Annotated in this window: 12 protein-coding genes; 5 read left to right on the plus strand and 7 right to left on the minus strand. The window is 59.0% G+C overall.

Annotated elements, in window-relative coordinates; genetic code table 11:
- Positions 1–55: 55 nt before the first annotated feature.
- Entirely contained in the window at positions 56–1,231 is a 1,176-nt protein-coding gene (locus tag M653_RS0124180) for an acetate/propionate family kinase (RefSeq protein WP_027145648.1), read from the minus strand.
- Positions 1,228–3,639: a phosphoketolase family protein gene (locus M653_RS0124185; RefSeq protein ID WP_027145649.1), complete on the minus strand. Its 2,412-nt coding sequence runs from the start codon at positions 3,637–3,639 to the stop codon at positions 1,228–1,230. Before M653_RS0124185 ends, M653_RS0124180 begins: the two co-directional genes overlap by 4 nt.
- A 44-nt stretch (positions 3,640–3,683) precedes the next feature.
- On the opposite strand from M653_RS0124185, the gene M653_RS0124190 reads away from it, so the two are divergent.
- Positions 3,684–4,244, plus strand: a complete 561-nt coding sequence (locus tag M653_RS0124190) for a hypothetical protein (RefSeq protein ID WP_245262297.1) — start codon at positions 3,684–3,686, stop codon at positions 4,242–4,244.
- 65 nt (positions 4,245–4,309) lie between these two features.
- Positions 4,310–5,500 (plus strand): NADH-quinone oxidoreductase subunit D, encoded by a 1,191-nt coding sequence (locus M653_RS0124195; protein WP_027145651.1) that lies wholly within the window; start codon positions 4,310–4,312, stop codon positions 5,498–5,500.
- 165 nt (positions 5,501–5,665) lie between these two features.
- On the opposite strand, the gene M653_RS0124200 is transcribed toward M653_RS0124195, so the two are convergent.
- Positions 5,666–5,887 carry a hypothetical protein gene (locus tag M653_RS0124200; RefSeq protein ID WP_027145652.1) on the minus strand — a complete coding sequence of 74 codons (222 nt, stop codon included), beginning with the start codon at positions 5,885–5,887 and terminating at the stop codon, positions 5,666–5,668.
- A gap of 199 nt (positions 5,888–6,086) precedes the next feature.
- Here M653_RS0124200 and M653_RS0124205 point away from each other — a divergent pair, with 199 nt between their 5' ends.
- Both M653_RS0124205 and M653_RS0124210 read left to right on the plus strand, forming a co-directional pair.
- Entirely contained in the window at positions 6,087–6,575 is a 489-nt protein-coding gene (locus M653_RS0124205) for an Hsp20 family protein (protein ID WP_027145653.1), read from the plus strand.
- Between the two features lie 76 nt (positions 6,576–6,651).
- Positions 6,652–7,158 (plus strand): Hsp20/alpha crystallin family protein, encoded by a 507-nt coding sequence (locus tag M653_RS0124210; RefSeq protein ID WP_027145654.1) that lies wholly within the window; start codon positions 6,652–6,654, stop codon positions 7,156–7,158.
- 163 nt (positions 7,159–7,321) lie between these two features.
- On the opposite strand, the gene M653_RS0124215 is transcribed toward M653_RS0124210, so the two are convergent.
- From M653_RS0124215 to M653_RS1000000136885, 3 genes are all read right to left on the minus strand, one after another.
- A complete protein-coding gene (locus tag M653_RS0124215) occupies positions 7,322–9,532 on the minus strand; it encodes an amylo-alpha-1,6-glucosidase (protein WP_084636830.1) in 2,211 nt (736 codons plus the stop codon).
- The gene (locus M653_RS01000000133345) at positions 9,513–10,628 is read right to left on the minus strand and encodes a glycosyltransferase family 4 protein (protein ID WP_032935948.1); all 1,116 of its coding nucleotides are present in this window, start codon (positions 10,626–10,628) and stop codon (positions 9,513–9,515) included. The genes M653_RS0124215 and M653_RS01000000133345 overlap by 20 nt, the downstream gene beginning before the upstream one ends.
- A gap of 304 nt (positions 10,629–10,932) precedes the next feature.
- Positions 10,933–11,151, minus strand: coding sequence for a hypothetical protein (locus M653_RS1000000136885; RefSeq protein ID WP_156938256.1), 219 nt, complete (start codon positions 11,149–11,151; stop codon positions 10,933–10,935).
- Between M653_RS1000000136885 and M653_RS0124225 the strand changes: the two genes are divergently transcribed.
- Entirely contained in the window at positions 11,150–11,617 is a 468-nt protein-coding gene (locus M653_RS0124225) for a YbhB/YbcL family Raf kinase inhibitor-like protein (RefSeq protein ID WP_027145656.1), read from the plus strand. The two genes, M653_RS1000000136885 and M653_RS0124225, sit on opposite strands and share 2 nt — an antisense overlap.
- A 52-nt stretch (positions 11,618–11,669) precedes the next feature.
- Here M653_RS0124225 and M653_RS0124230 read toward each other — a convergent pair.
- On the minus strand, positions 11,670–11,924 hold a 255-nt coding region (locus M653_RS0124230), incomplete at its 5' end, for a transposase (protein ID WP_027145657.1).

Consider the following 11,924-nt stretch of genomic DNA (forward strand, 5'->3'; position numbering starts at 1 on the left):
CGAGCGCAACCAAGGTTGAACAGGACTCCAGCTCGCGCAACTGAGTCGCGGGTCCTTAGACCTGCATCACCGCGCGGCTGTGGCGCGCGATGACGTTCTCCTCGTCAGTTGCAACCACGCGCACTTCCACCTTGCTCTCGGGACGGCTTATGATCTCTGCGTGGATGTCATTGGCCGCCTCGTTGAGCGCCATGCCGAGCCAAGTCAATTTCTCGCATATCGTCTTGCGGATGGACGATGAGCGTTCGCCGATGCCGGCGGTGAATACGAGACATTCGAGACCACCCATGGTGTTTGCGAGCGCGGCTGCTTCCCTCGCGGCACGGAAGGCGAAAAGCTCAATTGCCTCGTGGGCGCGAGGATCGCTGCTTGCCTCCAGCGTGCGCATGTCGCCCGAAATGCCGGATACCCCGAGCAGTCCGGATTTCTCATAGAGCATTGTCTGCAACTCGTCCGCTGCCATGCCTCTCTCCAGCAGGAGGTACAACAGCACGCCGGGGTCGATGACGCCGCACCGAGTGCCCATGACAAGACCATCCAGTGCCGAAAAGCCCATTGTCGTATCGACGCTTTTGCCCTCGCGCAGAGCGCAGAGGCTTGCCCCGTTTCCGAGATGAGCGACGATTGTCCGCTTCGCCGCGAGCGCGGGCGATATCTTGCTCAGCCGCCCAGCAATATATTCGTAGGAGAGGCCATGAAATCCGTAGCGCCGCAGTCCCTCCCGTTCATATTCTTGCGGAATGGCAAAGCGCCGCACCAGCGGATCGATCGTCTGGTGGAACGCGGTGTCGAAACATCCGACCTGTGGCAGATCCGGCTGCAATGCAGCTATCGCGCGAACCGGCGCGATACTGCGAGGCTGGTGCAAAGGCGCGAGTGCGGTCAGCCTGTCCAGTGCGTCGATGGTGGCGGGCGTCAGACGGACAGGTTTGCTGAACTCCTTTCCGCCATGCACGATACGGTGGCCGGCGCAGATCAGTTTTCTTCCACCAAGTTCCCCCTGCACCAAACTCAGTATTTCGCCTATGCCCGCCCCATGCGGATCGTCCGCGGTGAACTGCCTGTCGCATTGCACTGTTCCATCGGCCGCTTTCGCCGTGAGCCTGGGCGCGTCGCCCAAATCCAGAGTGCCGCGCGAAACGAGCTGCTGGCCGTCTGGCAAGGCAAGATCGTATAGGGCGAACTTGACACTGGACGAGCCGGCATTCAGCGCCAGGATCGATTGGCTCATCGACCAGCCTTTCCCCCGCTCGCAGCCGGCCAACTCCATTTCTGGATCTCGGGCATGTCTTCGCCGTACTCGCGGACATAGGCCTTGTGCCTTGCCAGCCTGCCCTCAAGGTCCACGGCAAGGCTTTCCGCCCTTTCCGCCAAGCCCGGCACGCGTGCGATCGCGGCAAGTGCGAGGTGGTAGCGATCGAGTTCGTTGAGCACCACCATGTCGAACGGCGTCGTCGTGGTGCCCTCCTCGCGAAAGCCGTGCACATGCATGTTGTCATGGTTGGCACGACGGTAGGTCAGGCGATGGATGAGATAGGGATAGCCATGATAAGCGAAGATGACCGGCCTTGTCTTCGTGAACAGCGCATCGAAAGTCTGGTCGGTGAGGCCGTGAGGATGTTCGGTGTTCGACTGCAACGTCATCAGGTCGACGACATTGACGACGCGGATTTTCAGATCGGGAATTGCGGAGCGAAGAAGGTCCGTCGCAGCCAGCGTTTCCAGCGTCGGAACATCGCCGGCACAGGCCAGCACCACATCCGGCTCCTCGCCTTTCGAAACCGTGCCGGCCCATTCCCAGATGCCAGCGCCGGCCTTGCAGTGCGCTTCAGCGTCTTCGATGGACAGCCATTGCGGCGCCCGCTGCTTGCCGGCGGTGATGACATTGATGCGGTTGTAGGTTCTCAGGCAATGGTCGGTAATCCACAGCAGCGTGTTGGCATCCGGCGGGAAATAGAGCCTGACCGTGTCAGCCTTCTTGTTGGCGACAAAGTCGGCAAAACCCGGATCCTGATGGCTGAAGCCATTGTGATCCTGCCGCCATACATGAGAGGTCAGCAGGTAATTGAGCGAGGCGATCGGCTTGCGCCAGGCAAGCTCGCCAGAAGTTTTCAACCATTTGGCATGCTGGTTGACCATGGAATCGACGATGTGAATGAACGCCTCATAGCATGAGAACAGACCGTGTCGGCCGGTGAGCAGATAACCTTCCAGCCATCCCTGGCAGAGATGCTCGCTCAGCACTTCCATGACGCGGCCGTCGCGGGAAAGATGGACGTCGTAAGGTTCGATGCGCTCCATCCATATCCGATCCGTGGCCTCGAACACTGCGTCAAGGCGATTGGAAGACGTCTCGTCCGGTCCCACCAGCCGGAAATTCCGCGCTTTGGCGTTAAGTCGAAAGACCTCGCGAAGATAGCCACCGCAAGTCCGTGTCGCTTCGGCAATGACGCCCCCGGGCCGAGGCACTTCGAGTGCCAGGCTTTTCCAGTCCGGTAGCACAAGGTCGCGCTTCAACAGCCCGCCATTGGCGTATGGAGTTGCGCCCATGCGCCTTGTTCCAGCTGGGGCAAGGGCCGCGAGTTCCGGCAGCAGATATCCATCCTTATCGAACAGTTGTTCCGGTTCGTAGCTTCGCATCCAGGTTTCGAGGATCTTGCGGTGCTCGTCATTGCCGCGGGCGTTCGATACCGGAACTTGGTGCGAGCGCCAGAAACCCTCGACTTTTTCGCCATCGACCTCTTTCGGCCCAGTCCAGCCCTTGGGGCTGCGCAGGACGATCATCGGCCATCGTGGGCGTTCGCCATGCCATCCTGAACGTCGGGCCTGCTCTTGAATGGAATGGATCCGATCGAGCACCGTGTCGAGCGTCCCGGCCATCGCCTGGTGCATGGCAACCGGCTCATGGCCTTCGACAAAGAACGGTTCGTAGCCGTAGCCGGTGAAGAGGTCGCGCAGCTCCTCGTCGTCCATGCGGCCGAGGATCGTCGGGCTGGCGATCTTGTAGCCGTTGAGGTGCAGGATCGGCAGGACGGCGCCGTCCGACGCCGGGTTCAGGAACTTGTTTGAATGCCACGCCGCGGCGAGTGGACCGGTCTCGGCTTCGCCGTCGCCGACGATGCAGGCGACTGTCAGATCCGGATTGTCGAATGCGGCGCCGAAAGCATGGACCAGCGCATATCCGAGCTCTCCACCCTCATGAATGGAGCCGGGTGTTTCTGGCGCCACGTGACTTGGCACTCCACCTGGAAAGGAAAACTGCCGGAACAGTTTTCTCAGGCCGTCTTCGCCTTGGCCAATATCGGGGTAGATCTCGCTATAGGTGCCCTCGAGCCAGGTGTTGGCGACCATTGCCGGACCGCCATGCCCTGGGCCGCAGATAAACAGCACATCGAGATCACGCTCGCGGATAATCCGGTTGAGATGCAGGTAGACGAAATTGAGCCCCGGCGTCGTGCCCCAATGGCCAAGCAGTCGCGGCTTCACATGCTCGGCCTTCAAGGGTTGGCGCAGCAGCGGATTGTCGAGCAGATAGATCTGGCCAACCGAGATGTAATTCGCGGCGCGCCAGTAGCGGTTCATGAGGTCGATCCGTTCGAGGCTGATCACCTGCGTCGTTGCGGCGGTCTTGTTGTCCATCACCCAGTCTCCAGCCTCGGTTCGCTGGATTTAACTGGAGCGGCTTGGCGCCCGAGCAAGGCCAAATTGGCAGCAAGCGGAAACGATTGAACACTTGGAAACGACTGAAATTGCCCAGCGGCCGTCATGCGTACGGAACCATCGCCCGGCACACGGGTTGTCTTCGACGTTTCGAAATAATCCAGGGAACGACGATGCGGATGTTGATGATAGTTGCCGCGCTTTCCGGAGCGGCCGTCACGCAGTCCCTCTACGGGCAAGCCATCAACCCGCAGGTTCCCCGGATAACGCCTGTTCCTCAGATGACACCCTTGGAGCCCCAGCCGGACCAGATACCGCAGCCCGGGCAAGGGGCTGCTGACCAGAATTTCACCAATATTGCCGTTGTCGCCGTCGAGGATCTGCCTGCGGAAATCAAAGCGCAGGCGGAAGCCGTGATTACCCAGACCACTGCGGAAGATCTCCTGCGGCTGCAGAACTCCATCGATGCATCGCCTCAGGCAACAACGGCGCTGAGGGCGAACGGACTCAACTCTTCACAGGTCGTGGCCGCCAACATCGATGGCGATGGCACGCTGACCCTGATCATCCAGACCACAACCTGATCGGCACCCCGAACGATGCGGTCGCGCCGTGAAGCAATGAAACGCAGATATCGCCGAGGGCCGCCATGGCCGAAGCCGCTGTTCGCAACTTCACCATCAATTTCGGACCGCAGCATCCGTCGGCCCACGGGGTTCTGCGGTTGGTGCTGGAACTGGACGGCGAGATCGTCGACCGTGCCGATCCACATATCGGCCTGCTCCATCGCGGCACTGAAAAGCTCATAGAGTACAAGAACTATCTGCAGGCCCTGCCTTATTTCGACCGGTTGGATTACGTCGCGCCGATGAATCAGGAGCATGCCTTCTGCCTCGCCGCCGAGAAATTGCTCCAAATATCGGTGCCAAGGCGTGGGCAACTTCTCCGCGTCCTGTTTTGCGAAATCGGCCGGCTTCTGTCGCATCTCCTCAACGTCACGACCCAGGCCATGGACATAGGCGCCCTGACGCCGCCGCTCTGGGGTTTCGCGGAGCGTGAGAAGTTGATGGTCTTCTACGAGCGCGCCTCCGGCGCCCGTATGCATGCGAATTATTTCAGGATTGGAGGCGTGCACCAGGACCTGCCTGCCGCGCTTCTTGACGACATCTGGGATTTTTGCGACCCGTTCCTCAAGGTCTGCGACAATCTTGACGGCCTGCTCACCAACAATCGTATTTTCAAGCAACGCAATGTCGATGTCGGCGCGATTGGCCTCGATGACGCCTGGGCCTGGGGCTTCTCCGGCGTGATGGTACGCGGATCCGGGGCGCCATGGGACCTGCGCAAGGCACAGCCATACGAATGCTATCCCGAGATGGATTTCGATATTCCCGTCGGCAAGAACGGAGACTGTTACGATCGTTACCTGGTTCGCATGGAGGAAATGCGCCAGTCGGTCCGGATCATGAAGCAATGCCTGGAAAAGCTGCGCGCACCCGAAGGCCAAGGGCCTGTGGCGATTCCGAACCAGAAGATCACACCGCCACCGCGCGCCAAGATGAAGCGATCGATGGAAGCGACCATCCACCATTTCAAACTTTATACCGAAGGCCTTCGTGTGCCGGCAGGAGAAGTATACGCCGCCGTCGAAGCGCCGAAAGGGGAATTTGGCGTCTATCTGGTTTCGAACGGAAGCAATGTTCCCTATCGATGCAAGATACGTGCGCCGTCCTTTGCCCACCTGCAGGCGATGGATTTCCTATCCAGGGGTCACATGATCGCCGATGTCGCCGCAATCATCGGATCCCTCGATATCGTCTTCGGCGAAATTGATCGCTGACAATGCGCGGATCCGATCGATTGCCAATCTCCGATTTCGGCCGGCGGAATTTTTTCGTAGGCCGGAAACGTGAATGCTCCCGCATTGTGCCGTTTCGTCCCGCTACAACCTGTACCGGGCGCTCCTGATCCACCATCGATGGCTTCATCGCACGCTTCGGATCCCTTATTCCTCGTCATCCGGCTCCAGCAGGCCGATCAAGGCGGCCACGCGGGTCCCGGGCAGCGGCCGTCCTTCGCTCATCAACGCCTCGTCTTCATTGAGCCACGCCCAGGCTTCGCGAAGCTCCTCGGCGGAGGCGCCGGTTGCAATGATTTCCGCGACGGTAGCCTCCTCGATTGGACCGAGCACTGAAGTCACGTCGTCCTTTGTCAAAGCCGTGCGCATGTACGATTTCCTCCGGGGTGATTCAGGATCAACGCCCGCGAACCATCTGCCGTTCCGAGGGAACAAATTTTAACGAACAGCTCTTGACGGAAAAAAGGCGAATTACCAAATCGATTTCGCCGACGCCCAACGGGTCGGCAAGTCAAGGGGCGCCGCTTCCTTGGCGCTCCTCCTATGTTGCTCAATGGAGGATATAGTTATGAGAACCGCTTTCGACTTTTCTCCCCTGTTCCGATCGAGCATCGGCTTCGACCGGATGTTGAACGCTCTGGATGCCGCCAGCCGCATCGAAACGATCGACAACTGGCCTCCCTATGACATCGCCAAGACAAGCGAGGACGATTACCGCATTACGATGGCGGTGGCCGGCTTCTCGCAGGACGAACTGACCCTCACCCAGGAGCAGAACATGCTCGTGGTGTCTGGTCAGAAGACTGGCGACGATAAGGGCGGCGACAACAGCCAGTACCTGCATCGCGGCATCGCCGGGCGTGCCTTCCAGCGTCGCTTCGAACTGGCCGACCACGTCAAGGTCGTCGGGGCTGCCCTGGTCAATGGTCTGCTGACGATCGATCTCAAGCGCGAGATTCCTGAAGAGATGAAGCCGCGCAAGATCGAGATCGCAGCCGACACGACGCTGCCCAAGGGCGCGACGAAGCAGATCGAGGCCGAGAAGAAGGTCGCCTGAAATCTCCGCACGGTGCCGGGCAATGCCCGGCACCGTCGGGATGACTTTGTCACCGAACGACCGAAAGGAGAAAATCATGAGTGTCCGTGATCTGATTCCTTGGGGCCGCGGCAATGGCGACCGGGCCCCCAGCCTTTTCCGCGACGGTGAGCGCGACCCGTTCCTGTCGCTGCATCGAGAAGTGAACAGGCTGTTCGACGATGTTTTCCGCGGCTTCGGCACAGGCATGCCGCCGTTCGGCAGGACCGCGTTCGGCCGAAATTGGCCGAGCGTCGAGATCTCAGACAGCGAGAAACAGATAAAGGTCACCGCCGAGGTGCCTGGGTTGGAGGAGAAGGACATCGAGGTACTGCTCGAAGACGGTGTGCTGACGCTCAAGGGCGAAAAGCAATCCGAAACCGAAGACAAGGACAGGCAGTTCTCGGAGCGCTACTACGGCCGCTTCGAGCGCCGCATTCCGCTCGGGTATGAAGTCCGCGGAGACCAGGTCGAAGCCCGCTTCAAGAACGGCGTGCTGACCGTGGCCTTGCCCAAGACGGAGAAGGCGCAATCGCAGGTCAAGCGCATCGAAATCAAGAGCTGATTGGACAGAGAAACTGACAAGCTGAGGCGGTAATGAAGGCGGGTCCGGAATTCTTGCCGGGCCCGTTCAGAAATGAACAAAACCGCCGCCGCTCCAGACGGCTAGTTCCCGAAGCCTCCGACATCGTGAGTTGAGCGAGAGGGGCCTGGTGAGAGGCCGTTGGTCAGCTCTTCGTCACGACTCTAGTCGATCCAGTGCGGCCAAGGACGTCAACGACTACCTGAGAGCCGGTACGACGGAGCGCCACGTCCACCGATCCGGTACCCAGAGAAAGCCGCCTCAGGACGATTTGGTCCAGGAAGTTCGGCAAGACAGGGGCGTCAAAAATGACAAACTGCGATTTCGGATCGAATTCGAGGCCGAGGCAGGCTTGCACGAAAAGCAATGGCGCAGCTGCCGCCCACGCCTGGGGATTGCATGCGACCGGATAGAAGGTCGGTGCTTGGGCACTTTGGCGCGGGAAGCCGCAGAATAGTTCTGGCAACCGGCGCAGATCGAGATATGTCGAGGCGGCGAACAGACCTTCGAATATCTTTGCAGCTTCATGTCGGAAGCCATAGCGAGCGAAACCGGCGGCGATCAGCGCGTTGTCGTGGGGCCAGACTGAGCCATTGTGATAGCTCATTGGATTGTAGCGGGCCTCTGTCGCTGCGATGGTTCTGATACCCCAGCCCGTAAAAAAGGCGCGCTCCGTGAGATTCTGCACCACAGCCTTTGCTCGCTCGGCACGCGCGAGACCGGTGAAAAGTGTATGACCGGCATTCGACGAACGTACCCTGCAGGGGCGCTTGTCGCCGTCGAGCGCAAGCACATATGTGCCGAGTTGCTCGTCGAAAAAGCAGACGTCGAAGCGATCGCGCAGGTCCGATGCCTTGGCTTCGAGCTTGTTGGCTCGCGCCAAATTGCCGAGCCGACGAGAGATCGCGGCCGCCGCGCACCACGCTCCGTAGACGTATGCCTGCACCTCGGCGAGTGCGATCGATCCCTTCGCAAGCATTCCGTCCGCGTGAAAAACAGAATCGCTGCTGTCCTTCCAACCCTGGTTTGCCAAACCATCGGGCGTCAACCGCTGGTACTCAACGAAGCCGTCTTTGTCGCGGTCACCGTAATCGTCGATCCAAGCGAGAGCAGCTTCGATATTGGGCATCAGACGCTGCAATGTGTCGAGATCGCTTGTCCTCTCCAAATAGGCACCTGCCAACATGATGAAGAGGGGCGTCGAGTCGACGCTGCCATAGTATCGACGGAACGGCACCTCCCGAAGCACCGCCATTTCGCCGTGCCGCAACTCGTGGAGGATTTTGCCAGGTTCCGCATCCGACACATGATCCAGCTCGGTTGCCTGATTGGCTGCGAGATAGAGGAGCACGCCGCGTGCTATCGAGGGGTCCAGCCAAAGCATCTCCATGGCAGTGATGAGAGCGTCACGCCCGAACACGGTGCTGAACCATGGAATGCCAGCATAGGGATAGGGTCCCTCGGGTGTTTGTGTGATCAGCATGTAGAGGTCCGACACACTTCGGTGCACCGCCTCATCAAAGATTTCGTTGGAGGTCGTTATGACGGCGGCCTTCGACGTGGAATAACGCAGCGCCCGCCGCGCATCGCGAAGCGCAATGAAAAAGGTGCGGCGAGGCGACTCGTCGCCAATTTCCTCCTTGTCACAGCCGACATCCACGAAAAGTGAACGTGTCTCGTGAGGTGCGAGTTCTATCACAAACGTGGCCTGTTCGCCGGTGAGCGTCGCCGGCACGGGATCGAAGGACAAAATGGTAGCGCGTCGCACGCCATCCAAGCCCACGTAAGCAAGTGCGACCCGGTTACCGGCCACGTCCGGTTGACAATCCTCTCCGCGCTGGGGCCGCGGCGTGCCCCGGACTTCGAACAGGTCCGCGAAATCGGATGCGAAAACCAGCTCAAGCTGGAGACGATGCCGAACTTCATCGAAATTGCGCACAGCCAGCCGCTCGAAGCATCGGGCGCCCCACAGTAATCGTGACCGGCGGAGATGAATTAAGTCGTGCTTCAGCACGCGAACGCCTTCAGCATCGAAAATGTCTGGATTGGTTAAATCGCAAGTCAAGGTCGCATTGTCGTCGCGCAATGTCGAACTGAGCAGCATAGGCCTGGCGCCATTGATTGTCAGACCAAGATGCGAGAGATAGCGTGTGTCGCGATAATAAATCCCGTCCGGGCTACCAGGTCCTGAGAGGACGTCGCCGTTACGGTCGAAGACGCCGAAAATGTCGTCATGCTTGAGTGTTCGGGGCCGGCGCTCCTGCAGTGAGGGAACGAAAAGCTGGGCAAGATGCGTAACGCCAGATCCCCCGGGAAAAGGTGCATGGGAGATCGCTTCAGCACTCACGGATTGCATCGCTGAGACCTCTAACTTCAGCTGACACTTGAGCGCCCCTGGCGCGAGCCATCGCAGCGCCTGATGATAGCGCGACAAGGCGATCATAAATCGACACATAGTCGAATGCCATACGCTCGGCCGAGAACCGTTCTTCGAAAACAGCGCGGATCCGTCGCCGATCCAAATTGGCGGCCGACCTTATCGCCTCAATTCCCTCGTCGACAGTTCTTACGACAAACCCCGAGACCCCATGGTCAATCACCTCGGATACCGCGCCTCGATCAAACGCGATTACGGGGGTTCCGCATGCCATGGCTTCGATCATCACCAACCCAAAGGGCTCGGGCCAGTTTATAGGAAAAAGCAGTGCCTGGGCGTTGCCAAGGAAATCAGCCTTGTGGTGTTCATCTATTTCGCCGAGGAATTCCACATTGGGATGTGTGGCGATCATGGGCGAGATTACGTTCTCCCAAAATAACCTGTCCTGCTTGTCGATTTTGGCCGCGATCTTCAATGTCATGCCAGCACGCGTGGCGATCTCGATCGCTGTCTCTGGACCTTTTTCCGGAGAAATACGGCCGAGAAACGCCAGATAATCGCCCGAGGGATGCATCGTCATCGGCAGTAGATCGCGCGGTAGTCCATTATAGACTGTTCCGGCCCAGTTGACGGGCGGCATCGGGCGACGTTGTTCTTCAGATATCGATACCAGCGGCACGTCGGGAAAGCTTTGATAGAACGGATGCAGGTCAGGAAGATCAAGACGTCCATGCAGGGTCGTGAGCGCAGGAGTTTGGAGGGTATTGAGCAGAGGGAACTGCAACAGATCAGTGTGAAAATGAATAACATCAAACTCGTCGGCAACCCGCCGAACGCGATCGAGCATGACAATGTGATGAGGAATGGGATCCAAAACGGTCGGATCAAGCCTCAAGGCCCGGTCGCAGCATTTTACCAGCCGCGCCGAGGTGTGCGAATCCCCACTTGCGAAAAGCGTGACCTCATGACCACGACGGACAAGCTCCTCGGCAAGGTACGACACGATCCGCTCGGTACCACCATAGAGTTTTGGGGGAACGCTTTCTGTTAAGGGTGCGACTTGGGCAACCCTCATCGATCCAGTCCATTTGTATCGTTCACCCAATTCGGTGCACCCACTTCCGGCTTTTGCGGGAACCGAACACCGCAGAATCCAGATTGTTCCGCCGCTGAGCGCGCCTGTCTCGCCGGCGGAAAGGTGCTCGCGGATCGGCAGAAGCGGTTATGCGGAGCATCAAAACTGGTCTCTAGGCGCGCTATTTTCGGGAGCAATGAAACAATTGTCTGAGCGGTAGTTCTTATGTCCGGAATGAGGACGGGTCGGCAGCGGGAGCACTGGCGGAGCTTCCCACGCGGATGTGCGGTTCTGACCAGGAGGATCAATCATGTTCGTGAATTCGACGAACGGTCATGAGCTTCAGTCCAAAATGCGTGGTTTCCGCCTCGACCGACTTCGAGGCAATCCCAAGCTGGCCGCGAGAGGCCACCGCCTGGAGCTTTTGTCGACCTACTGGAACTCGCTCCAGGCCCCGACGTTCCGAGTAAATCCAAGGACGACGCGAACGCTCAAAAATCACCACGACTAAGGTGAACGTCATGGCATTTTCGATTGAAAGTCCGGCCTTCCGGGACGGCGACAGGATTCCGGATGAATATGTGCGTGACGGGAAGAACCTGTCGCCCCCGCTGACCTGGAAGGAAGCGCCTCAGGGCACCCGAAGCTTCCTCTTGGTCGTGGAGGATCCCGACGCTCCCACCGGGATCTTCCGCCATTGGGGCATCTACGACATCCCTGCGGAACGCGACCGCTTGCCGGAGGGTACGACGGCCGGCGCCAAGACCGAAAGCTTTGGCCATGGCGTCAATGATTTTGGCAACCCGCGCTACGATGGACCGCAGCCACCCGAGGGCCACGGTGTCCATCACTATCATTTCCGCCTCGCGGCCCTCGATGTCGAAACGCTGCATTGTGGCGAGAAAGCCAAGGTCGCCGACATATTGGATCGGGCAAAGCCACATGTGATCGCACAGGCCGAACTTGTCGGCACCTACGAGAGGGCGTGATGCATCGCATTCCGAGGCAAGTCCTGTTCACTAGGGCGTAGTGACGATTTAACTACCTGAGCCAGATAGCGATAGCGGCAAGTTTGACAAAGCCNATGAAGTTGGCNAGCAACTTGTCGTATCGTGTTGCGACGCGNCGGAACTNTTTNAGTTTGTTGAAGAAACGCTCGATGATGTTGCGCTCCTTGTAGAGATCAGCGTCGTAGGGACGCTGATGTTTTCGATTGCGCTTGGGCGGGATGACGACGTCGGCGCCTATTTCTGCGATCTTTTCAAGCAAATGGTCGGCGTCATAGCCCTTGTCGGC

Source organism: Mesorhizobium sp. WSM3626 (assembly GCF_000513935.1).
GTDB classification, from domain to species: Bacteria; Pseudomonadota; Alphaproteobacteria; order Rhizobiales; family Rhizobiaceae; genus Mesorhizobium; species Mesorhizobium salmacidum.

Coding starts and splice junctions, on each gene's coding strand:
- M653_RS01000000133345 (WP_032935948.1), bottom strand. CDS start 10,628: ATGAGGGTTGCCCAAGTCGCACCCTTAACAGAAAGCGTTCCCCCAAAA.
- M653_RS0124210 (WP_027145654.1), top strand. CDS start 6,652: ATGAGTGTCCGTGATCTGATTCCTTGGGGCCGCGGCAATGGCGACCGG.
- M653_RS0124215 (WP_084636830.1), bottom strand. CDS start 9,532: ATGCAATCCGTGAGTGCTGAAGCGATCTCCCATGCACCTTTTCCCGGG.
- M653_RS0124225 (WP_027145656.1), top strand. CDS start 11,150: ATGGCATTTTCGATTGAAAGTCCGGCCTTCCGGGACGGCGACAGGATT.
- M653_RS0124180 (WP_027145648.1), bottom strand. CDS start 1,231: ATGAGCCAATCGATCCTGGCGCTGAATGCCGGCTCGTCCAGTGTCAAG.
- M653_RS0124195 (WP_027145651.1), top strand. CDS start 4,310: ATGGCCGAAGCCGCTGTTCGCAACTTCACCATCAATTTCGGACCGCAG.
- M653_RS0124200 (WP_027145652.1), bottom strand. CDS start 5,887: ATGCGCACGGCTTTGACAAAGGACGACGTGACTTCAGTGCTCGGTCCA.
- M653_RS0124205 (WP_027145653.1), top strand. CDS start 6,087: ATGAGAACCGCTTTCGACTTTTCTCCCCTGTTCCGATCGAGCATCGGC.
- M653_RS0124185 (WP_027145649.1), bottom strand. CDS start 3,639: ATGGACAACAAGACCGCCGCAACGACGCAGGTGATCAGCCTCGAACGG.
- M653_RS1000000136885 (WP_156938256.1), bottom strand. CDS start 11,151: ATGACGTTCACCTTAGTCGTGGTGATTTTTGAGCGTTCGCGTCGTCCT.